Below are 22,130 nucleotides of genomic sequence, written 5' to 3'. Positions count from 1 at the left end.
GGATCCGGTGAGCCGTTCAGCTCGGCGCCACCGACTGCCTACTCTGACGCACCCTGCGCCTGCGGGGCCAGCACGGCGCGCAGGTTCTCGAGGTACCCGGCCACGGCGTCGCGCTCTTCGCGGATCTCGGCGAGGCGTCGCTCGGCGTCGTCGGTGAGCTCCGCCGACCGGCGCTCCGCGTCGGCGACGAGGCTCGAGGAGCGCTCCTCGGCGTTCGTGAGCACCTCGTGCGCGGTCGCGTCGGCCTCGGAGCGGACCCGGCGGGCGTGCTCGTGCGAGGTGCGCTCGAGCTCGTCGGCCTCGCGTCGGGTCTCGACCGCCCGCTGGCGCGCCTCCTCGAGCTGCCCCGCCGCGTCGTCGAGGTAGCCCTGCGTCTCGGCCACGGCTGCGTGGTGGCGCTGCACGAGCTCGCGCTCGGCCTCGTCGCGACGCGTGCGCAGCTCGACCTCCGCGTCGCTGCGGCCCTGCTCGAGCTCGCGGGCGAGCTCGGAGACGGCGGCCTCGCGCTCCGCGACGAGCCGGGCGTGCTGCGTCGCCGCCTCGGCGGCGAGCCGGACCCGCTGGGCCTCCTCGTCGTCGACCAGCTGGGCCTGGCTCTCGGCGACCTCGGCGTCGAGGTCGGCGCGGGCGTTCGCGGTCTCGGCCTCGACGACCGCACGCGCCTCCTCCGCCTCGCGGTCGAGCCGGTCGCGCTGCTGCTCGACGTCGCGGTCGAGTCGCTCGCGCGTCGCCGCGACCTCGGCCGCGAGGGCGTCGCGCGCGGCGCCCAGCTCGAGCTCGAGCTCGGCCCGGGCGGCGTCGACGTCGTGCTGGGCGGCTCGACGCGCCTCGTCGACCTCGCGCTCGAGGGCCGCGCGGGTGGACACGACGTGGGCGTCCAGCTCGGCCCTGGTGCGCTCGACGTGCTCCGCGAGCTCGGCCCGGCCGTTCTCGACGTCGTCGTCGAGGTCGGCGCGGGCGGCCTCGACCTCGCGGGCCAGGTCGTCGCGGCGCGTGGCGACCTCGAGCTCGAGGTCGGCCCGCGTGGTCTCGTCGAGGCGGGCGAGCTCTGCCCGGACGGTCTCGGACTCGCGCGCCAGGTCGGCGCGCACCCGCTCGTCCTCGGCGACGAACTCGGCCCGGGCCTGTTCGGTGTCGCGGGCGAGGGCGGCGGCGCCGTCGCGGGCGTCGGCGACCTCGCGCTCGACCTGGGCGCGCAGCTCGGCGACCTCGCGCTCGGCCGTGGCGTGCAGGGCCGCGACCTCGTGCCGGGCCGTGCTGACGTTCTCGGCCGACTCGGTGGCGGCCGCGCCGCGCATGGCGCTGGAGTCGCGCTGGGCCTCCTGGAGCAGGGCCCGTGCCTCCGCGCGTGCGCGGGCCACCATCCGGTCCGCCTCGCCGGTGCTCTCGGCGACCTGGGCGGCGGCGCGTCCCCGTGCGTCCTCGAGGATCGCGTCGGCGCGCTCCCGGGAGTCCGACAGCAGCTCGCGGGCCTGGGCGGTCGACGAGGTGCGGAGCTCTTCTGCGTCGATGTCGGCCTTGCTGACGAGGGCCGTCGCCTGCTCCTCGGCGAGGCGGAGGGTCCGCTCGAGCTTGCTGCCGAGGCCGGAGTAGGTGGGTGTGCCCGCCTCCTCGAGCTCGCTCTGCAGGTCGTCGAGGCGGGACTGCAGCTGCTTCACCGAGCCGGCCATCTCGGCGCGGTCGGCGTTGGCCTTGATGAGCTCGCGCCGCAGGTCGCCGAGGGCCCGGTCGACGTCGTCCTTGCGGTAGCCGCGCAGCTCGGTCCCGAATTCCGCCTCGTCAGCAGCCACTGTGTCTCCTTCACGTCGGTGGCGGGCACGTCCGACGTGCCCGGAGCGCCGATTTTAGCGGCCGCCGGACCCCCGCAGCCTCCGCCTCGGGGACCAGGGTGCGGCTCCCAGCCTGGTCGGATACGCTGAGCCGTCTTAAATACCTGCCGCCGTGCCCGGCCTCCCGGCCAGGCCCGCGCGAGCGCCGTCGGCGTCTGCCGCGGCGTTCCCACCCGACCGGGATGGCGGCACGGAGGGAGAAGCAACGTGCGTTTCATCATCGCGGTCGTCGTCGTCGTGCTCGCGGCGGTGATGGTGGCCCTCGGGTTCGCGCAGCGCACCGTCTTCGCGCCGCCGTCGAGCGTGTCGTCGTCGGTCTCCACGAGCTCGTCCGAGGCGACCGTCACCGTGGTCCCGGCCAGCGCGCTGCACGGGCACGAGGGCAGGCAGGCGGTCTCGGTCGACGGGGCCGACACCGTGTTCGCGGCGACCGGTCGCACCTCCGACGTGCTCGGCTGGGTCGGCGACGCCGACTACAACCTCGTCGAGTGGGACGCCGACGCCGGCGAGCTCGTCTCCCGCACCGTGTCGGGCGACGAGACGACCGTGCCCGACCCCGCCGAGTCCGACCTCTGGTACGACCAGTACACGGGCAGCCCGCTCACCTTCTCGCTCGACGCTCCCGACGAGGTGTCGCTGCTCGTCGTCTCCGACGGCACCGCCGCGGCCCCGTCCGACATCACGGTGACCTGGCCGCTCTCCACCGCCACGCCCGCCGCCGGCCCCCTGATCGTGGGCGGCCTCGTCGTCCTGCTGATCGGGGTCCTCCTCTACGTCTGGGCGATCCTCCACCACCGCCGCACGCGCGGCCCCCGCCGCACCTCGAGCGACGGGTCGCGTCCGAAGCTGCCGCGTCCGCCCCGCCGTCGGGCGCTCAAGGCGGGCACCCCGGCGTCGATCGACGCTCCCCAGGGCGGCTCCGGCCCCCGCCGGGGCAGGGCGCGACGGTCCGTGGCCGTGCTGCCCGTCCTGCTGGTGGGCTCCCTCGCCCTCGCGGGCTGCTCCTCCGACTACTGGCCCGCGCCCGCCGAGGGGGCCGACGCCTCCGCGACGGCCACCCCGACGCCCACGTCGACCGAGGGGGCCGACGACGCCGAGGCGCCCAGCGTGCAGCCTCCCGTCGTGACGCAGGCCCAGGCCGCCCGCATCGTCGAGCGCATCTCGGCGGTCGCCTCCCAGGCCGACGGCGCGCTCGACGCGACCCTCGCCGAGACGCGCTTCACCGGCCCTGCCCTGCAGCAGCGCCAGGCGGCCTACGTGATCCGCGCGAAGGACGCCGCGGCCGCGGGGCCCCTGGCGATCCCGGCGGGCGACGTCACGCTGACCCTGCCCCAGCAGTCCGACACGTGGCCGCGGACGGTCTTCGTCGTCGTGCAGGACGCCGACGCGACGAAGGCCCCCGTGGCGCTGACCCTGCTGCAGGAGACCGCGCGCGACCCGTACCGCGTCGAGTACGCGCAGTCGCTCGAGGCCCAGGCCACTCTGCCGACGGTCGCCCCCGCGTCCGTCGGGGCCGCGCGCCTCGCGCCCGACGTCAAGCTGCTGACCCTGCGACCCGACCAGCTGGCCGAGGCCTACGGCGACATCCTGCGCAACGGCGACGAGAGCCAGTGGGCCCCGCAGTTCCAGTCCGAGGGCGACACCCTGCGGGAGAAGATCGGCAAGGCCTACAAGGACGGCAAGCGCGCGGCGCTGCCGACCACCGCCTCCATCGACTTCACGTCGACCCCGGTCGAGGACGAGGCCGTGGCCTTCGCGACCAACGACGCCGGGGCCCTGGTCTCGGTGGCGCTGAACGAGGTCGAGACCGTCAAGCCCACCGCCGCCGGTGCCAGCGTCGAGCCCCAGGGCGTCGTCAAGTCGCTGCTCGGGCTCGACACGTCGACCAAGGGCATCGAGGCGACGTACGGTGTCCAGTTGTTGTTCCAGGTGCCTCCCGTGGGCAGCGACGACAAGATCGTCCTGCTCGGCTTCAGCCAGGCACTCATCAATGCGAAGGAGCTGCCGTGACCGGCCTTCCCCCCGTCCCCGCCGGCCTGCGAGGGGCCGTCGACCTGTCGTCGCTCGTGAACCGGCCGGCCCCGCCCGCCCCCGCGGCCGCGCCCGGCGAGCCCGGGCAGCCGCCCGCGGCCGCGGGCTCGCAGCCCGGCGACGTCGCCGTGCCCGCGCTGGTCGTCGACGCGACCGACGCGACGTTCTCGCAGGTGCTCGAGCTCAGCAACACGGTCCCCGTGATCGTCGACCTGTGGGCCGAGTGGTGCGGGCCGTGCAAGCAGCTCTCGCCCGTGCTCGACAAGCTCGTGTCCGAGTACGCGGGCCGGCTGCTGCTCGTCAAGGTCGACGTCGACGCGAACCCGCAGCTGACCCAGGCCTTCCAGGCGCAGTCGATCCCGGCCGTGGCCGCCGTCATCGGCGGTCGCCCCGTGCAGCTGTTCGTCGGGGCGCTCCCCGAGGCCCAGGTGCGCGACGTCTTCGAGCAGGTGCTCGAGCTCGCGGCCCAGAACGGCGTCACCGGGCGCGCGGTCGTCGACGGCGCTCCCGAGGTCGACGGCGAGCAGGCCGAGCCCGAGCCCGAGCCGCTGCCCCCTCACCACCAGGACGCCTACGACGCCATCGACCGCGGCGACTACGACGCCGCGATCACGGCGTACCGCACGGCGATCGCGCAGGATCCGCGCGACCAGCTGGCCGTCGCGGGCCTCGCCCAGGTCTCGCTCATCGCGCGGCTGCAGGGCGTGACGATCGCCGACGTGCGGGGCGCGGCGGCCGCCGCGCCGACCGACGTCGAGGCGCAGCTCGCCGTTGCCGATCTCGACGTCAGCGGCGGCCACGTCGACGACGCCTTCGACCGGGTCCTCACGGTGTTCCCGTCCCTCGACGCCGCGGGCAAGGACGCCGCCCGCACGCGCCTGCTCGACTACTTCGAGATCGTCGGCCTCGACGACCCCCGCGTGGCGGCGGCCCGTCGTCGGCTCACGATGCTGCTCTACTGAGTCCGCCGGCCACGCCGGCCACGAGCAGAGGGCCCCGACGACCTGGTCGTCGGGGCCCTCTCCGTGTCCGCCCGCCGGGGCGGGCGGCTCAGCGGCTCAGCGGCGGAGCTTGAGCCAGACGACGCCCAGCGGCGGCAGCTGCACGTCGGCCGAGGCAGGCCGACCGGCCCAGGGGCTGTCGACGGCCGTGACGGCCCCGAAGTTGCCCACGCCCGACCCGCCGTAGATCGTCGCGTCGGTGTTGAGCACCTCGTCCCACGTGCCGGCCTCGGGCAGGCCGAAGCGCATGCGCTGCGGCTGCCCCGAGAAGTTCGCCAGCACGGCGACCGAGTCGCCCGACCCCGACTTGCGCAGGAACGCGACGACGCTCTGCTCGGCGGCGCCCCCGTCGATCCACTCGAAGCCGTCGGTGTCGAAGTCGTGCGCCCAGAGGGCGCTCTCCGACCGGTAGACCTGGTTGAGGCGGCTGACGAGGTCGAAGACCTGCTGGTGCTGCGGCCGGTCGAGCACCGACCAGTCGAGCCCGAGCTCCTGGCTCCACTCGGTGGGCTGGCCGAACTCGGAGCCCATGAACAGCAGCTGCTTGCCGGGGTGCCCCCACATGTACGCGAGGTAGGCGCGCAGGTTGGCCCGCTTCTGCCAGTCGTCGCCGGGCATCTTCTCGAAGAGCGAGCCCTTGCCGTACACGACCTCGTCGTGGCTGATCGGCAGCATGAAGTTCTCGCTCCACGCGTAGTGGAACGAGAAGGTGATCTCGCCGTGGTGGTACGAGCGGTACAGCGGGTCCTTCTCGACGTAGTCGAGGGTGTCGTGCATCCAGCCCATGTTCCACTTGAGGCCGAACCCGAGGCCGCCCTCGCTGGTCGGCCGCGAGACGCCCGGCCAGCTGGTCGACTCCTCGGCGATCATGACGATGCCGGGGTTGCGGCGGTAGGCCGTCGCGTTGGTCTCCTGCAGGAACGAGATCGCCTCGGTCGCCTCGCGGCCGCCGTGCTCGTTGGGCAGCCACTCGCCGTCGTTGCGGCTGTAGTCGAGGTAGAGCATCGAGGCGACCGCGTCGACCCGCAGCCCGTCGACGTGGAACTCCTCGAACCAGTACAGCGCGTTCGCGACGAGGAAGTTGCGCACCTGCGAGTCGCCGAAGTTGAACACGTAGGTGCCCCAGTCGGGCTGCTCGCCCCGGCGCGGGTCGGAGTGCTCGTAGACGCTGCGCCCGTCGAACCGGCCGAGTGCCCACTCGTCCTTGGGGAAGTGCCCGGGCACCCAGTCGACGATGACGCCGATGCCGGCCTGGTGCAGGCGGTCGATCAGGTAGCGCAGGTCGTCGGGGGAGCCCCAGGTGCTCTGCGGCGCGTAGTAGCCGGTGACCTGGTAGCCCCACGAGCCGCCGAACGGGTGCTGGGCCAGGGGCATGAACTCGACGTGCGTGAAGCCGAGCGCGGTCACGTAGTCGACGAGCGGGTCGGCGAGCTCGCGGTAGCCGAGGCCCGGACGCCACGAGCCGACGTGCAGCTCGTAGACGCTCATCGGGCCGGCGTGCTGGTCGGACGCCGCGCGGCGCTCGAGCCAGGCGTCGTCGCTCCAGTCGTGGCCGGCCTCGGTGATGACGGAGGCGGTGGCCGGCGGCACCTCGGAACGGCGCGCCATCGGGTCGGCCCGCTCCACCCACTCGCCGTCGGGCGTGAGGATCTGGTACTTGTACGAGCCCTCGTCGAGCCCGGGCACGAAGAGCTCCCACACGCCGTTGCCGTCCAGGCGGCGCATCGCGTGCCGCTCGCCCCACCAGCCGTTGAGGTCGCCGACGACGCGGACGGCCTGCGCGTGCGGCGCCCAGACCGCGAAGGAGGTTCCCCTCGCGCCCTCGTGCTCGCGCACGTGGGAGCCCAGCACCGTCCAGAGCTGCTCGTGGCGGCCCTCGCCGAAGAGGTACAGGTCGAGGTCGCCGACGGTGGGGGAGAACCGGTACGGGTCGTCGGCGACCCAGGGGGCGCCTCCTTCGTACTCGGCCGTGACCTGGTAGCCGCCGAGGGGCGACGACGCGGCGCCCTGCCAGAGGCCGTGCGCGAGGTGCTCGAGGACGACGCTCTCGCCCGAGGCGCCGGTGACCGAGACGGCACCGGCCAGGGGCCGGACGACGCGCACGACGGTGACGCCGTCGGCCGTGTGCTCGCCGAGCAGCGCGTGAGGGTGGGAGTGCCGGCCCTCGGCCGCGGCCTGGACCTCGGCGTCGTCGAGGCCGGGCAGAGACGGCGCCGTGACGACGGGGTCGCGGCGGACGTCGGGAGGCGTCGGGTCCTCGTGCCGCACGGGGGCGACGTCGGCGGGCTCGTCGGCCTCGGCGGGGTCGGTGCCCTCGTCCGGCCCGTCGGCCGTGGTCGGCTCGTCGGTCGTGGTCGGGGCGTCGGCCGTGGTCGGCTCGTCGGCCGTGGTCGGCTCGTCGGTCGTCGCCGGGACGTCGGCCGGGAGGGGCGGCTCGGCCGTCACCGGCGGGTCGGCCTCGTCGAGGACGACGGGCGGCTGCTCGACGGGCGGCTGCTCGACGGGGCGCTGCTCGTCGGGGCGCTCCACGGCCGCATCGGCCTCGACGGCCGCGTCGGCCTCGACGGGGGGCTGCGGGGCGGCGGGCTCGCGGGCGGGTTCGTCGCGCGAGGCGCCGTGGCGGGAGAAGATGCTCATGGTGGTCGCCTTCCTACGGCGCTCGGGTGAGGTCGACGGACAGCACGTGGACGGGCTCGACGAAGGCGTCGAGGCGGACGTAGTTGTCGTCGCCCCAGGTCCACGACTGGCCCGTGACGAGGTCGCGCACCGTGTACGTGCCGCCCGGCGCGAGGCCGAACTTCGTGACGTCGAGGTGGACGGTGGTCTCGCGGGCCGAGTGCGGGTCGACGTTGGCCACGACGATGATCGCGTCGGCCCGGCCGCTGCGGGTGTGCGCCCGCGAGAGGTACTTCGAGTAGACGAGGACGGCGTCGTCGTCGCTCGAGTGCAGGTCGAGGTTGCGCAGCTGGCGGAGCGCCGGGTGCGAGGCACGGATGCGGTTGAGCTGGGTCAGGTACGGCGCGAGGGTGGCGCCCTCCGCCTCCGCCCCGGCCCAGTCGCGCGGCTTGTACTCGTACTTCTCGTTGTCGATGTTCTCCTCGGAGCCCGGCCGCGCGACGTCCTCGAAGAGCTCGTAGCCCGAGTAGACGCCCCAGGTCGGCGACGCCGTGGCGGCGATCGCGGCGCGCACCTTGTAGGCGGGTCGGCCGCCGTACTGCAGGTACGGCGTGAGGATGTCGTGCGTGTTCACGAAGAGGTTCGGGCGCAGCCAGGCGCTCGTCTCCTTCGAGAGCTCGTGCAGGTACTCCTCGAGCTCCCACTTCTCGTTGCGCCAGGTGAAGTACGTGTACGACTGGTGGAACCCGACGCGGGCCAGCGCCTGCATCATGGCGGGCTTCGTGAAGGCCTCCGAGAGGAACACCACCTCGGGGTTCGTCTCGCGCACCTCGTGCAGCAGCCACTCCCAGAAGCGCACCGGCTTCGTGTGCGGGTTGTCGACCCTGAAGATCGTGACGCCGAGCTCGATCCAGTGCCGCACGATGCGCAGCACCTCGCGGCTGACGCCCTCGTAGTCGTCGTCGAAGTTCAGGGGGTAGATGTCCTGGTACTTCTTCGGCGGGTTCTCGGCGTAGGCGATGGTGCCGTCCGGGAGCGTCGTGAACCACTCGGGGTGCTCGGTGACCCAGGGGTGGTCGGGCGAGCACTGCAGCGCCAGGTCGAGCGCCAGCTCGAGGCCGGTGTTCTTGGCCGTGTCGACGAACCAGCGGAAGTCCGCGAGCGTGCCGAGGTCGGGGTGCACCGCGTCGTGGCCGCCGTCCGGCGAGCCGATCGCGTAGGGCGACCCCGGGTCGTCGGGGCCCGCGGTGAGCGTGTTGTTGGGGCCCTTGCGGAACGTCGTGCCGATGGGGTGCACCGGCGGGATGTAGACCACGTCGAAGCCCATCCGTGCGATGGCGGGCAGTCGCCGGGCGGCGGTGCGGAACGTGCCGCTCTTCCACGTGCCGTCGGGCTGCTTCTTCGCGCCCTCGCTGCGGGGGAAGAACTCGTACCAGCTGCCGACGGCGGCGCGCGTGCGCTCGACGCGCAGCTCCTCCGGGGCGCTCCGCGTGACGAGGCTGGCCATCGGCTTCGCCGCGAAGACGGCGGCCAGGCGCGGGTCGGTGGCCACGCGCAGGCGGGAGCCGGGCGAGAGGGCCTCGTTCGACAGCGCCTTGGCGGCGTCGCGCACCAGCGTCGTGTCCGGGTAGCCGGGGGCGGCGGCCGTGAGGAGGCGGCTGCCGAGGGCGAACGTCACCTCGACGTCCTGCTCGGCGGGCACCTTGATCTCGGCGGTGTGCAGCCAGGTCGCCCAGTCGTCGGTGTACGCCTCGACCTGCCAGGTCCAGTCGCCCTCCGTCTCGAGCTGCACCTCCGTCGTCCAGCGGTCGGTGCCGGGGAGGCCGGCCGCGAGCGGGTGTCGCGACTCGGTGCCGGAGGGGTCGGTCAGGACCAGGTCCGCGCCGACGACGTCGTGCCCCTCGCGGAAGACGGTCGCGCCGAACGGCACGACCTCTCCGGCGAAGGCCTTCGTCGGGAAGTCCCGGTCGGGGGTGGTCGGGGAGAGCGCCGTGACGGGGATCCGCCCGACTCTGGGTTCGTATGCTGTCGCCACGGTGGCGACGCTACCCGGTCTCCGGGCCCGGCGTACCGCCTCCTCGGGCTCGGAGCCCGTGGTGGCCGCCTCGGGAGGCTCCTCGAGCGGTCGGCCGTGCCGGTGCCCCCCGGATTGGGTGCATGCGGATGCATGAGAACCCTGTCGGCATTTCGGAGGACCGGGTACCGTCGCACGAGTCGACAGGCCAGCCCGCCGCGGGACCCGAACCCCGCGAGCCCGGCGCCCGTCGGCGGCGTCGCGGGCCCGAACTCCCCGACGCGGCACTGCACCCGACACGCGTCACCCGAGCCGGCGGCATCCCACGGCGACCCGGGCGACGTTCGACGCGCCCGAGCGCGGACAGGACAGATCATGAACGCCTTCGTCAAGAGCGCCGTCGCCGGCGCCGCCGGCATCGCCCTCCTGCTGGGGGGCGCCGGCACCTTCGCCGTCTGGAACAGCTCGGCCTCCGCCTCGGCGGGCGTGCTGCGCACCGGACAGCTCAGCCTCGCGACCACGCCCGGCACCGGGCAGTGGAAGGACCTGCGGACCGGCTCCCTGCTCAGCGACGCCGAGCTGTCGTCGTACCGGATGATCCCCGGAACCCAGCTCGAGTACACCGTCCCCGTCACGGTCACCGCCTCGGGCACCGGCCTCAAGGCCGTCTTCTCGTACGACCTCGGCGCGACCACGAGCACGCTGACCAGCGTGGTCCCGGTCCTCACGGTCCAGACCAGCCGGACCGACACGGCGTCGCCCGCCGGCTTCGCCCCCGTCTCGGGCCGCGCGAACGCCTTCTCGGTGACGCCGTCCACCTCGAGCACGACGGCCGTCGCCCGGCTCGGGGTGTCGGTGCCGACCGACGCGGACAACAGCACGCAGGACAAGACGCTCGACCTGACCAAGGTCGTCTTCACCCTGACCCAGGTCGAGTAGCGGGGCCCCACCCGTGTCGCGCCGCCCGCACCCCGGAGCACGCCACGCCGCCCTGCGGCGCGGCGCCCTCCGCCGTGTCTGGGCGGCCACGGCCGTCGTGGTCGGCGCCGTCGCCCTCGGCCTGGTCGCCACCGGCGGGTCGTACGCCCTCTGGAGCTCGTCGGCGCCGGCTCGCGTCGGCGGCGTCGTGACCACCGGCACGGCGGCGCTCGCCGTCTCGCAGGCGACGGGGCTCAGCTCCCGGGGCCTGCTCCCGGGCACGGGCGCCGCCGGGTCGTTCGTCCTGAGGAACACCGGCGTCGTCCCGCTCTCGGTCGCGGCGACGACGGACGACGTCAGCGCCGCCTTCGACGGGCCGACGGCCGGGGCCTCGCTCGACGAGCTGCGGCTCAGGGTCGCGCCCCTCCCTGCCGGCGGGTCGTGCGCGTCCGCCCTCGCCGACGTCGCGCCCTCCCGCCTCGTCGGGTTCCGGGCCGACGTGCTGCCGCGGCTCGAGCCGGGCTCCTCGGCGACGGTGTGCGTCGAGGTGCTGCTCGACGCCGACGCGCCCCAGACGGTCCAGGGCGGGGTCGGCGACTGGTCCGTGCGCCTCGAGGGCACGCAGGTGGCGTCGTGACCGGGGCGGCCTCGTCGCGGCGCGCTCGCGGGCTCGGCAGGACGGCCGCGCTCGTGGCCCTGGTCGTCGCCCTCGTGGGCACGGGCACCGGCACGGGCTGGGCGCTCTGGACGGCCTCCGCGGAGGCGCCGGCCCGGACGATCCTCGCCAAGGTGGACCTCGAGCTCGAGTCCTCGAGCCCGCGCGCCGTGGACTACACGGCGCCCGGGCAGTCGTTCACGACCGCGATCACCGTCTTCAACGGCAGCACCGTGCCCGTCGACTACCGGCTCACCGCCGCCGCCGGCACGACCGGCGCCGTCTCGCGCGAGCTCTCCGAGCGGGTCGACGTCCGCGTGTGGCCGACGACGACCGCCTCCTGCGACTCCGACGTGCCCGCGGGCTCGCCCGGCGGCACCTGGGCCTCGCCCCCCGTCGCGGCCGGCAGCGCGCCCGCCTCGTCCCGGGTGACCTGGTGCTGGCGGTCGACCGCCGCCTCCTCGGCGCCCGACGGGGTCACCGTCAACCCGGTCTTCGAGGTCTCGGGAGGCTCGCACGGCTGGACCGACTGGGCCAGCATCGAGGACTTCTACCAGAACACCCGGTACACGACGGCCGCCCCCACGACGCCCACGGCCCGGGCGCTCAGCTGCCGGACCGTCGACACGGGCGACGGCACGTCGTACGCCACGGTCTCGTGGGACGCCCCGGTCGACTCCGACCAGTGGGGGATCTTCGTCGGCGGGCGACGCGTCGGCAACACCGTGTCGGGCCAGGCGCCCACGAAGTCCCACGACGTGACGCGCGACATGGTGCCCGCGTCGCTCGTGCCCGACGGCCGGGTGACCGTCGACGTCCGGTCGGTGGCCGGCGCCGAGCCGGGTCCCGTCGCCTGGACGGGCGCCGTCGTCGTCGGGCCGAGCGCGTCCGGCCAGCGTCAGGTGTCGTGCGCGTGAGCGACGGGGGAGGCGCGGCGAGGGTCGGCCGGGAGCCCTCGCGTCGCGAGGCGCGCGCGTCCGGCCGCGGGGGACTCCTGCGGGCCGTGTCGCTCGGCCTGAGCGTGGGCGTGCTCGGACTCGTCCTGGGCCTCGCGGCCCTGCTCGTCGTCGTGCCCAAGGCGACGGGCTCGACGCCGCTCACGGTGCTGACGAGCTCGATGGAGCCCACCTTCCCGCCGGGGACCCTGCTCGTCGTGCGGCCGGTCGACACCGACCGCGTCGAGCCGGGCGACGTCCTCACCTACCAGCTCGAGTCGGGCGAGGCCGCCGTCGTCACCCACCGGGTCGTCCAGGTCGTGTCGTCGTCCGACGGCACGCGCGCGTTCGTCATGCGGGGCGACGCCAACGACGCCGCGGACGCCGAGGCGGTCATGCCCGTCCAGGTGCGGGGCGCCGTCTGGTACAGCCTGCCGCTGGTGGGCTGGGCGGCGCAGGCCGTCGGGGGCGAGGGGCGCGGCTGGGTCGCCAGCGCCGCGGGCGTCGGCCTCTGCCTCTACGCGGTGTGGGCGCTCGCGGCGGGGCTGCGACGCAGGAGGCGCGGGCACGAGGGCGGGACCGGTCACGGCCGCCGGTCGGCCGCCTCCTCGGCCTGAGCCCGCCGGCTCCGTCGGGCTGAGGCCGAGCCCGGTCGGGCCGGATGCCCCTCCAACTGGGTGCATGCACTCGCATGGAGATGTCTTGTCCGCCAGGTGGGGGACCGGTAGTGTCGGAGACGTCGACGCGGCCTGCCCGCCCGGGGTGCGATCCGCCCCGAGAGCCCGGCGCCCTCGACACGCTCGTCCCTCGGACGGACACCGTCCTGCCGTCCCCGCGGTCGATCGCCGCGGGGCCGACCCCGGGACTCTGCTGCAGCGCGCCCGGACCCGGCCCGAACGGGTCCGGTCGCGAGCAGGGGCCACCGTGGCCCGGCATGGTGCCCGCGACGGTTCGAGCCGAACGCCGGCCGGTGGAGATCGTCGGCTCCCGGCGGACGTCGGTCAGGCAAGAGCGTCGGCCCGACAGCACGGAGCCCCGCCCGTCCCGCGCCGTGGCGCGGTCCGAGCGGGGCTCGTGGTCGTGCCCCGAGGGGCGACGGTGCTACTTCGTGAAGCCGACGATCGTCCAGTCGAGGTCGGTGGCCCCGGCGCGGGCGCCGTAGTTCGCCAGCTCCGGGCTCTGCGCCGAGACGAGGGGCTGCTGGATGATCGGCATGGAGTGCCCGATCTGCCAGATGGCCTCGTCGGCCTGGTTGTACAGGTCGGCGGCGGTGTCGGGGTCGCCCTCGGCCACGGCCTCGTCGAGCAGCGAGCTGATCTCGTCGTTCGAGACGCGGCCGTAGTTCTGGCCCTGCTCGTCCTGGTTGTAGATGCTGACGGCGGACGCCTGGTAGCCGGTGCCGGCCCAGACGAAGATCGTCATGTCGTAGTTGCCGGGCGTGACGTTGTCCTCGAAGAAGGCGTCGGTGCCGACCGCGTTGATGTCGAGCTTGATGCCGACCGCGGCCAGCTGGCTCTGCATGACCTCGGCCAGCTGCTGCGACACGGGCGCCGACGACGGGATGGTGACCGAGATGGCGAGCTGCTCGCCGTCCTTCGCGCGGACGTCGCCGTCCATCTCCCAGCCCGCGTCGTCGAGGATCTTGCCTGCCTCGTCGACGTCGTAGTTCCCGTACTCGCCCGCGTTGTCCTTGTACGCGCCGTCGGTGCTGAGGTACAGGTGGTTGTTCAGGGTCGTGACCTCGTAGGGCAGGGTGCCTGTGATGACCTTGCCGAGGGCGTCCCGGTCGACCGCGTGCTGGATCGCCTGGCGCACCGACTCGTCGGCCAACAGGCCCTTGGTGCTGAAGTCGACGTGCGTGTAGCGGGCCGAGGGCGCGGCGCGCAGCTCGCTGCCGTCCGCGTTCTTGACGCGGTCGTAGCGGTCGGACGAGTTCGCGTAGACCTGGTCGATCTCGCCGTTCAGGTAGGCGTCGATGTCGGCGTCGCCGTCGAGGGCTCGGAAGATCACCTTGTCGAGCTTGGGGGCGTCGCCCCACCAGTTCTCGTCGGGCACCATCGTGACGGTCTGGGCCGTCTGGTCGATGGCGTCGATCTTGTACGGGCCGGCCGAGATCGGCACCGCGTCGACGTAGGCGGTGTTGAAGGCCGTCGGGTCGTTGTAGATCTTCGCCGGGTAGAGCGGCGCGAACATCGACTTCCAGTCGGAGAAGGGCTCGGAGTACGTCACGACGACCTGCTTGTCGCTCGTGCCGGGCTCGACGCTGGCCATGCGGTCGGGGCCGAGCGTGCTGCCGACGAGGTACTCGGCGTTCGTGCCCTTGAGGGCCGTCCACCACGCCTGGAAGTCGGCGACGGTGATCGGCGTGCCGTCGTTCCAGGTGGCGTCGGGGTTGATGTCGTAGGTGACGACCAGGGGGTCGTCGCTCGTCGCCTCGGCGCTCGTGACGAAGTCCTCGTCGAGCTGCGGCACGCCGTCCTCGTCGATGCGGAACGGCTGCGGCAGGATCGCCGTCTCGACGAGGTTCGCGTCGACGAGCGCGCCGTCGAGCTGGCCGTAGTTCCACTGCGAGGGCAGCTGGGTGAGCGGCAGCGTGAGCGTGCCGCCCTGCTGCACGTCGGCGGCCGCCGTGGCGTTGATGTCGCCGGTGGGGGACAGCACGCCGTCCTTGGGTGCGCTGTCGCCGCCCTGGCCGCCGCCGCTGCTGCACGCCGTGACGACGAGAGCGAGTGCGGCGAGGCCCGCGACGACGCCGGCCTTCTTCGTGTTCTTCATGGCACTCCGAACTAGATGGTGTGAAAAACGCCGGTCATCCCAGGTGTCCGAGGTGCGTTCCCGGCTGGTGATCACGAGCCGGGGTCCCCCTGTTCCGGGACCGACGAGTGCCACGCTACGGATGTGTGCAGTCGGTACAAACTTTTCTGCCACTTCGTTACACGCCCGAAACGTCACGTGACGGTCGGCCCCCGGGGTACGTCTATGTTGTTCTTCCATGGCCCGCTATCTCGCGCGGCGGCTGGTGTACTACGTCGCTCTCGTCTTCATCGCCACGTCGCTGACGTACTTCCTGGCGTCGGCGACGTTCACCCCCCGGTCCGCGTACGCCGAGCGCAACCCGCGCCCCACCGAGCAGGTGATCGACGCGAAGCTCGACTCGATCGGCGTGAACGACAAGGTCCCCGTGGTCGAGCGCTACGCCACCTGGCTCGGCGGCGCCGTGACCGGCGACCTGGGGCAGACCATCCAGGACAAGCCGGTGGACGCCGAGTTCTGGCCTCGCCTCGGGGTCAGCCTCCGCCTCCTCCTCGCCGGCTCGGTCATCGGCATCGTGCTCGCGATCGCGGTCGGCACGTGGAACGCGATCCGCCAGTACAAGCTGTCCGACCGGGTCTCCGCGGTGCTGTCGTTCATCCTGATCTCGACGCCGGTGTTCCTGTCGGCGGTATTGCTCAAGATCGGCGCCACGCAGCTCAACAGCGTGCTCGGGTTCCAGCTGATCAGCTTCACGGGCGAGGCGACGCCCGGCCTCGGGGGCGGCTTCGCGACCGTCGTCGGCGACCGTGCCGTGCACCTCCTGCTGCCCACCATCTCGATCGCGGTCGGCCTGATCGCCATCTACAGCCGGTACCAGCGGTCCACGATGCTCGACGTGCTCCAGGCCGACTTCATCCGCACCGCGCGGGCGAAGGGCCTGAGGAGGCGCCCCGCCATCGTCAAGCACGGCCTGCGCACCGCCCTCATCCCGATGACGACCCTGTTCGCCTTCGCGTTCCTCGGGGTGCTCACCGGCGCGACCTTCACCGAGAAGATCTTCGGCTGGAACGGCCTCGGCGCCTGGTTCATCGACGCCGTCCAGGGCAACGACGTCAACGTCGTCGTGGCCTACACGCTCTACAGCGCCGTCGTCGTGCTCTTCGCCGGCTTCGTCAGCGACGTGCTGAACGCCGTCCTCGACCCGCGCGTGCGCAGCCAGAAGTAAGGGGAGCCACCATGACCAGGTTCAGTCCCGAGCTGCTCGACGGCGGCGCCGACGACGTGCTGCCCGCCACGCGCGAGGAGACGGCGACGAGCTCGCCGAACCGCCTCGTGCTCACCGTGCGCCGGCTCTTCGCCAACCGGGGCGCCTCCGTGGGCCTCGTCACCGTGCTGCTGCTGTTCGCCTTCGCGTTCCTCGGCCCGCTCGTGTCGCCGTGGTCGTACGACTACATCGACTACACCGCCCTGTCGTCGCCCCCGACCGGCGCCCACTGGTTCGGCACCAACAACATCGGCCAGGACGTCTTCGCGCAGACGGCCCGCGGCATGCAGAAGTCGCTGCTGATCGGCCTGCTCGTGGCGCTGTTCTCGACCGCGATCGCCGGGTTCCTCGGCGCCATGGCCGGCTACTTCGGCGGCTGGGTCGACCGGCTCGTCATGATCTTCGTCGACCTGCTGCTCGTGCTGCCGTCGTTCCTCATCATCGCGATCCTGTCGCCGCGGCTCAAGCAGTTCGGCTGGCTGATCCTGGTCGCCCTGCTCGCCCTCTTCGGCTGGATGATCACGGCCCGCGTCGTGCGCTCGCTCACCCTGAGCATCAAGGAGCGCGAGTTCATCCGCGCCGCCCGCTACATGGGCATCGGCCACTTCACCATCATCACGCGGCACATCCTCCCCAACGTGGCCTCGTTCCTCGTCATCGACGCGACGATCGCCATCGGCGCCGCGGTGCTGACCGAGTCCGGGCTGTCGTACTTCGGCTTCGGCGTGCAGCCGCCCGACGTCTCGCTGGGCACGCTGATCGCCCAGAACCAGAACGTCGCGACGACGAAGCCCTGGTTGTTCTTCTTCGCCGCGGGCGCCCTCATCGTCTTCGCCCTCGCCAGCAACCTGCTCGGCGACGGCCTCCGCGACGCCCTCGACCCGACCTCGACGGCCGGTCGCACCGGTCGCCGTCGCCGTCTGCGCGCGGGCGGTCGAGGACGAGGAGGCGCGGCGCCCGTCGGCCGCGCCGCCGCCCTGTCCGAGGACGCCGCCTCCGCACCCGTCCCGACCCGACCCACGGGGGAGACCCGATGACCCTCGCCGATCCCGTCGTCCCGACCCGCGCCTCCGGAGCCCCGGTGCTCGAGGTGACCGACCTGCACGTGACGTTCCCGACGCCCGACGGCCCCGTCCGGGCGGTGCGGGGCATCGACCTGACGCTGCGGCGGGGGGAGGTGCTCGGCATCGTCGGCGAGTCCGGCTCGGGCAAGTCGGTGACCAGCACCGCGATCCTCGGCCTGCTGCCGGCGACCGCCCAGGTGTCGGGCTCGATCCGGCTCGACGGCGAAGAGCTGCTCGGCAAGGGCGACAAGGCCATGTCGGCCATCCGCGGGGCGCGCGTCGCGATGGTGTTCCAGGACCCGCTGTCGGCGTTCACGCCGGTGTACACGGTCGGCCAGCAGATCGCGGAGACGGTGCTGATCCACCGCGGCGGCAGCAAGCGGGACGCGCGGGCGCGGGCCGTCGAGCTGCTCGGCCTCGTCGGCATCCCCGAGCCCGAGCGACGCGTCGACTCGTTCCCGCACGAGTTCTCGGGCGGCATGCGCCAGCGCGCCATGATCGCCATGGCGATCGCGAACGACCCCGACGTGATCCTCGCCGACGAGCCCACCACGGCCCTCGACGTGACCATCCAGGCACAGGTCATCTCGGTGCTGCGGACGGCCCAGCGCGAGACGGGCGCCGCCCTCGTCTTCGTCAGCCACGACCTCGGCGTGATCGCGGGCTTCGCCGACCGGATCGCCGTGATGTACGCCGGACGCGTCGTCGAGACGGCCACCGCCGAGGATCTCTTCGCGCACCCGCGCATGCCGTACACGGTCGGCCTGATCGGCGCGCTGCCGCGGCTCGACCAGCGGAGCGACCAGCCGCTCGTCCCCATCCCGGGCACGCCCCCGTCGCTGCTGTCGCTCGCTCCCGGCTGCCCGTTCGCCGCGCGCTGCCCCCTCGTCCGTGACGACTGCCGCGCCGTCGAGCCTGCCCTCGAGCAGGCGCCCGCCGTCGAGGCGGGCCACGCGGCGGCCTGCCTGCACGCCGACGAGCTCGTCGGCGAGGGCACCGAGCCGGAGGAGGTCTACGACCTGCCCGACGCGCCGCGGACGGCGCTCGCGGGCGTGCCCCGCGGCGACCGGGAGCGCGTGCTGCACGTCGAGGGGCTCGTCAAGACGTTCCCGATCACGAAGGGCGCGGTCTTCAAGCGCCGCGTCGGCACCGTGTGGGCCGTCGACGGGGTCGACCTCGACGTGCGCCGGGGCGAGACCCTCGGGCTCGTGGGGGAGTCCGGCTCGGGCAAGAGCACGACCCTGCACGAGATCATGGACCTGCGGCCGCCCGAGGGCGGCACCGTCGAGCTGCTGGGCACCGACCTCTCGGGAGGCGCGCTCGACCGCTCGACGGTCGCGCGCCTCCGGAGCACCGTCTCGATGGTGTTCCAGGACCCGATGGCGAGCCTCGACCCCCGTCAGCCGGTCAGCGACATCGTCGCCGAGCCGCTGCGGGCGGCCGGCCGGTCGTCCGACGAGATCGGCCGCCGGGTGCCCGAGCTGATGCGCATGGTGGGGCTCGAGCCGGCGGCGGCGACCCGGTACCCGCACGAGTTCTCGGGCGGCCAGCGCCAGCGCATCTCGATCGCCCGGGCGCTCGCCGCCGACCCTGCCCTCGTCGTGCTCGACGAGCCCGTCTCGGCCCTCGACGTCTCGATCCAGGCCGGCGTGCTCAACCTGCTCGCCGAGCTCAAGGCGACGCTCGACCTGTCGTACCTCTTCGTCTCGCACGACCTCGCCGTCATCCGGCACGTCGCCGACCGCGTCACCGTGATGTACCTCGGCCGCACGGTCGAGACCGGTCCCGTCGACGAGCTCTTCGAGCACCCTCTGCACCCGTACACGCGGGCGCTGCTGTCGGCCGTGCCCGTGCCCGACCCCGTCGTCGAGCGGGCACGGCAGCACATCCTGCTGCCCGGCGACCCGCCGAGCCCGACCGTGCAGCAGACCGGCTGCCGGTTCCGCAGCCGGTGCCCGCTGTTCGCGCTGCTGCCGGACGACAAGAAGCGCGCCTGCGTCGAGGACGTCCCCGCCATGCTGCCGCACGGCCGCGAGGGCGAGGACCACACGGCGGCGTGCCACTGGGCCGAGGAGAGCGTGCCGGCCTGAGCGGCGGGGGGCGCCCCTGGCATCGGCCGCGCGGCGGGGCGCCCCTGGCGTCGGACGAGCGGCGGGGCGCCCCTGGCGTCAGCCGAGCGGCGACAGCACGACCAGCACGACGACCGCGACCACGGCCAGGTTGAGCACCACCGAGAGGCGGAACGACCGCTGGAACGACTGCTTGCGCGTCTTGTGCCGCAGCCGGCGCTGCGCGACGAGCGCGCCGGGCCAGCCGCCGGCCAGGCCGAGCGTCAGCAGGGTCCGTTCCGACACGCGCCGACGACCGCGGCGGGCCGCCCGCTTGTCGAGGGCGTAGGCGAGCACGGTGAGGCCGTTCAGGGCCAGCGCCGCGGCGACCACGGCCGCCACGGCCCACGCGGTCGTCGGGTCAGTCACGGGCGATCGGCGACAGCCGTCCTCCGGTGGCGCGGAGCAGGTCGTCGGGGGCGATCTCGAGGTCGACGCCGCGCCTCCCTCCGCTGACGAACACGGTGGCGAAGGAGGCGGCGCTCGCGTCCACGACGGTCTCGAGCGTCGTGCGCTGCCCCACCGGGCTGATGCCCCCGACGACGTAGCCCGTGCGCCGCTCGGCCACGGCGGGGTCGGCGAGCTGGGCCTTCTTGGCGCCGACGGCGGCCGCGAGGGCCTTGAGGTCGAGGCGCCGGGAGACGGGCACGACGGCGACGACGAGGGCGTCGTCCGCAGCGACCACGAGCGTCTTGAAGACGCGGTCCTCCGACAGGCCCAGCTCGGCCGCCGCCTCCTCGCCGAAGTTCGTCGCGGTGTCGTGGTGCTCGTAGGCGTGCGCCGTGAACGGGACGCCCGCTCGGGTCAGCGCCAGCGTCGCGGGCGTGCCCGGTCCGGCGTCGCCCGGCCGGCCGCCGCCGCTGCCGGACCTGCGGGCGTTCACGAGGCGGCCCGCCAGACGGCGACCGTGGGCCCCGACACGAGCACCTCGGCGCCCGGCTCGAGCGCGACGAGCTCGGCGGAGTCGTCGCTCGTCCAGAGCGGCTCCCACCGGGCCACTCCCTCGAGGGAGGCGAGCGCGACGGCGGCGGTCGTCTCGGCGCCGTGCACGAGCACCAGCACGGTGTTCGGCCCCTCGTGCTCGGGCGTCGAGCGGGCGACGTACTGGACGGTGCGCACGTGCGGGTCGTCCCACTCGTCGGGGCGCATGTCCTCGCCCGCCGCGTCCGCCCAGCTGATCTCGTTCGCGCTGAGGGTGCAGGCGCCGTCGAGGCCGAAGCGCACGGGGCGGAGCGCGGGGTTCTCCCGCCGGATGCGGGCGAGGGTCGCGACGTCGTCGTGCAGGCCCTGCTGCCAGGGCTCCGTCGCCCAGTCGACCCAGGTCAGCTCGCTGTCGGTGCAGTAGCCGTTGTTGTTGCCGCGCTGGGTGCGGCCGCGTTCGTCGCCGGCGGTGAGCATGGGCACGCCCGACGACGTGAACAGGGTGCCGAGCAGGTTCCGCATCGAGCGGCGGCGGGCGTCGCTGATCCACGGGTTGTCGCTGTGGCCCTCGACGCCGTGGTTGAACGACCGGTTGTCGTCGGTGCCGTCGCGGTTCTGCTCGCCGTTGCTGAGGTTGTGCTTGGCGTCGTGCGAGACGAGGTCGAGCAGCGTGAAGCCGTCGTGGGCGGTGACGAAGTTGAGGCCGGCGAGGGGGCCGCGGCGGTGGGCGAAGACGTTGCTCGACCCGCTGAGCTTCGAGGCGAGGCTGCCCACGCCGGTGGGCGGCGTGCCGTGCGAGCGGGCCGTGGCGACGTCGGTCAGCCAGAAGTCGCGGGCCCGGTTGCGGAACCGGTCGTTCCACTCGATCCACCCGTCGGGGAATGCCCCGGTCTGCCAGCCGCCGGCGCCCACGTCCCACGGCTCGGCGACCATCTTCACCCCGGCCAGCGCCGGGTCGTTCACGATCTCGTGCAGCAGCGGGTGCTCCGGGTCGAAGACGTGGCCCGCGTCGCGGCCGAGGGTCGCCGCGAGGTCGAAGCGGAAGCCGTCGATCTGCATCTCGGTCGCCCAGTAGCGCAGCGAGTCCATGACGAGCCGGTGCGCGGCGGGGTGGCTCGTGTCGAGCGAGTTGCCGCAGCCGGTGACGTCGACGGGGCGGCCCTCGGCGTCGTGCCGGTAGTAGGCCGACGAGTCGAGCCCGCGCAGGCTCGTCACCGGCCCGCCGTCCTCGCCCTCCTCGGCGGTGTGGTTGTAGACGACGTCGAGCCAGACCTCGATGCCCGCCTCGTGCAGCAGGCGCACCATGCCCTTGAACTCGCGCACGACGGCGGAGGCGCCCGCCAGCTGGGCGTCCCGGCTCGCGTACGCCGCGTGGGGGGCGAAGAACGACAGCGTGTTGTAGCCCCAGTAGTTCTCGATGCCCTGCGCGACGAGCCGCTGCTCGTCGACGTGCTGGTGCACCGGCAGCAGCTGGACGGCCGTGACGCCGAGCTCCTTCAGGTACGCGATGGTCGTGTCGGCGGCCAGGCCCGCGTAGGTGCCGCGCAGCTCGTCGGGCACGAACGGGGCGAGGCGGGTGAGGCCGCGCACGTGCGCCTCGTAGACGACGACGCGGTCGAGCGGGGTGCGCGGCTTCTCGACGCCGCCCCAGTCGAACGACTCGTCGACGACGGTCGCCCGGTGCTCGCCGCGGCCCGTGCGGCCGAGGCCCCGGGCCCAGGGGTCGAGCAGGGCCTGTCGGTCGTCGCCGTCGACCCGCAGCCAGTAGCGGCGCCCGGGCGTCAGGGCGGGGTCGACGGCGCTCCACACGGAGTGCTCGTCACGGGTCATCTCGACGACGCGGGGGCGCGGGGCGTCGTCGACCACGAGCTCGAGGCGCTCGGCCGAGGACGAGAACACGCGGAGGGTCGGACCCGCCGACGTCGGGCGCACGCCGAGGTCGGCGAGGGGATCGATGTCGGACACGGCACCTACAGTAGATGAGGGCCGAGACGGGCCCGTGACGCAGACGGACGAGTCA

16 protein-coding genes are annotated in these 22,130 nt (G+C 73.6%); 9 read left to right on the top strand and 7 right to left on the bottom strand.

What is annotated here, in order from left to right:
• Positions 1-38: 38 nt before the first annotated feature.
• The gene (locus FHR78_RS02780; protein ID WP_166758973.1) at positions 39-1,790 is read right to left on the bottom strand and encodes a DivIVA domain-containing protein; all 1,752 of its coding nucleotides are present in this window, start codon (positions 1,788-1,790) and stop codon (positions 39-41) included.
• Between the two features lie 246 nt (positions 1,791-2,036).
• On the opposite strand from FHR78_RS02780, the gene FHR78_RS02775 reads away from it, so the two are divergent.
• Positions 2,037-3,839, top strand: coding sequence for a hypothetical protein (locus tag FHR78_RS02775; protein ID WP_166758972.1), 1,803 nt, complete (start codon positions 2,037-2,039; stop codon positions 3,837-3,839).
• A complete protein-coding gene (locus tag FHR78_RS02770) occupies positions 3,836-4,822 on the top strand; it encodes a tetratricopeptide repeat protein (protein WP_166758971.1) in 987 nt (328 codons plus the stop codon). Before FHR78_RS02775 ends, FHR78_RS02770 begins: the two co-directional genes overlap by 4 nt.
• Before the next feature lie 96 nt (positions 4,823-4,918).
• Here FHR78_RS02770 and glgB read toward each other — a convergent pair whose 3' ends face one another.
• Both glgB and FHR78_RS02760 read right to left on the bottom strand, forming a co-directional pair.
• Entirely contained in the window at positions 4,919-7,498 is a 2,580-nt protein-coding gene (glgB, locus tag FHR78_RS02765) for a 1,4-alpha-glucan branching protein GlgB (RefSeq protein ID WP_166758970.1), read from the bottom strand.
• A gap of 13 nt (positions 7,499-7,511) precedes the next feature.
• Positions 7,512-9,512, bottom strand: a complete 2,001-nt coding sequence (locus tag FHR78_RS02760) for an alpha-1,4-glucan--maltose-1-phosphate maltosyltransferase (RefSeq protein ID WP_166758969.1) — start codon at positions 9,510-9,512, stop codon at positions 7,512-7,514.
• A 354-nt stretch (positions 9,513-9,866) separates the two neighbouring features.
• Between FHR78_RS02760 and FHR78_RS02755 the strand changes: the two genes are divergently transcribed.
• Genes FHR78_RS02755 through FHR78_RS02740 form a run of 4 tightly spaced genes read left to right on the top strand, consistent with a single transcriptional unit; the run spans position 9,867 to position 12,616 of the window.
• Positions 9,867-10,430: an alternate-type signal peptide domain-containing protein gene (locus FHR78_RS02755; protein ID WP_166758968.1), complete on the top strand. Its 564-nt coding sequence runs from the start codon at positions 9,867-9,869 to the stop codon at positions 10,428-10,430.
• 13 nt (positions 10,431-10,443) lie between these two features.
• Positions 10,444-11,046, top strand: coding sequence for a hypothetical protein (locus tag FHR78_RS02750; RefSeq protein WP_166758967.1), 603 nt, complete (start codon positions 10,444-10,446; stop codon positions 11,044-11,046).
• A complete protein-coding gene (locus FHR78_RS02745; RefSeq protein ID WP_166758966.1) occupies positions 11,043-11,981 on the top strand; it encodes a hypothetical protein in 939 nt (312 codons plus the stop codon). Before FHR78_RS02750 ends, FHR78_RS02745 begins: the two co-directional genes overlap by 4 nt.
• Entirely contained in the window at positions 11,972-12,616 is a 645-nt protein-coding gene (locus FHR78_RS02740; protein ID WP_347878020.1) for a signal peptidase I, read from the top strand. The genes FHR78_RS02745 and FHR78_RS02740 overlap by 10 nt, the downstream gene beginning before the upstream one ends.
• Before the next feature lie 484 nt (positions 12,617-13,100).
• Here FHR78_RS02740 and FHR78_RS02735 read toward each other — a convergent pair whose 3' ends face one another.
• Positions 13,101-14,774 (bottom strand): ABC transporter family substrate-binding protein, encoded by a 1,674-nt coding sequence (locus FHR78_RS02735; protein ID WP_166758965.1) that lies wholly within the window; start codon positions 14,772-14,774, stop codon positions 13,101-13,103.
• Positions 14,775-14,991: 217 nt separating this feature from the next.
• On the opposite strand from FHR78_RS02735, the gene FHR78_RS02730 reads away from it, so the two are divergent.
• From FHR78_RS02730 to FHR78_RS02720, 3 genes are read left to right on the top strand one after another with little or no spacing between them, the layout of a single operon-like run.
• Complete coding sequence (locus FHR78_RS02730) at positions 14,992-15,978, top strand: ABC transporter permease (RefSeq protein ID WP_166758964.1); 987 nt, start codon at positions 14,992-14,994, stop codon at positions 15,976-15,978.
• A gap of 11 nt (positions 15,979-15,989) precedes the next feature.
• Entirely contained in the window at positions 15,990-17,054 is a 1,065-nt protein-coding gene (locus FHR78_RS02725; RefSeq protein ID WP_166758963.1) for an ABC transporter permease, read from the top strand.
• Positions 17,051-19,171 carry a dipeptide ABC transporter ATP-binding protein gene (locus FHR78_RS02720; RefSeq protein ID WP_166758962.1) on the top strand — a complete coding sequence of 707 codons (2,121 nt, stop codon included), beginning with the start codon at positions 17,051-17,053 and terminating at the stop codon, positions 19,169-19,171. Before FHR78_RS02725 ends, FHR78_RS02720 begins: the two co-directional genes overlap by 4 nt.
• Positions 19,172-19,249: 78 nt before the next feature.
• On the opposite strand, the gene FHR78_RS02715 is transcribed toward FHR78_RS02720, so the two are convergent.
• Genes FHR78_RS02715 through glgX form a run of 3 tightly spaced genes read right to left on the bottom strand, consistent with a single transcriptional unit; the run spans position 19,250 to position 22,075 of the window.
• Positions 19,250-19,558 carry a DUF1294 domain-containing protein gene (locus tag FHR78_RS02715; RefSeq protein WP_166758961.1) on the bottom strand — a complete coding sequence of 103 codons (309 nt, stop codon included), beginning with the start codon at positions 19,556-19,558 and terminating at the stop codon, positions 19,250-19,252.
• On the bottom strand, positions 19,551-20,072 hold the full coding sequence (gene ybaK, locus FHR78_RS02710) for a Cys-tRNA(Pro) deacylase (RefSeq protein WP_166758960.1): 522 nt from the start codon (positions 20,070-20,072) through the stop codon (positions 19,551-19,553). The genes FHR78_RS02715 and ybaK overlap by 8 nt, the downstream gene beginning before the upstream one ends.
• Positions 20,069-22,075: a glycogen debranching protein GlgX gene (gene glgX, locus FHR78_RS02705; protein ID WP_347878019.1), complete on the bottom strand. Its 2,007-nt coding sequence runs from the start codon at positions 22,073-22,075 to the stop codon at positions 20,069-20,071. The genes ybaK and glgX overlap by 4 nt, the downstream gene beginning before the upstream one ends.
• Between the last annotated feature and the right edge of the window lie 55 nt (positions 22,076-22,130).

The organism is Frigoribacterium faeni (assembly GCF_011761235.1).
Lineage (GTDB): Bacteria > Actinomycetota > Actinomycetes > Actinomycetales > Microbacteriaceae > Frigoribacterium > Frigoribacterium faeni_A.
Note: the sequence above shows the minus strand (reverse complement) of the source record. Positions and strands in the feature narration are given on the sequence as shown.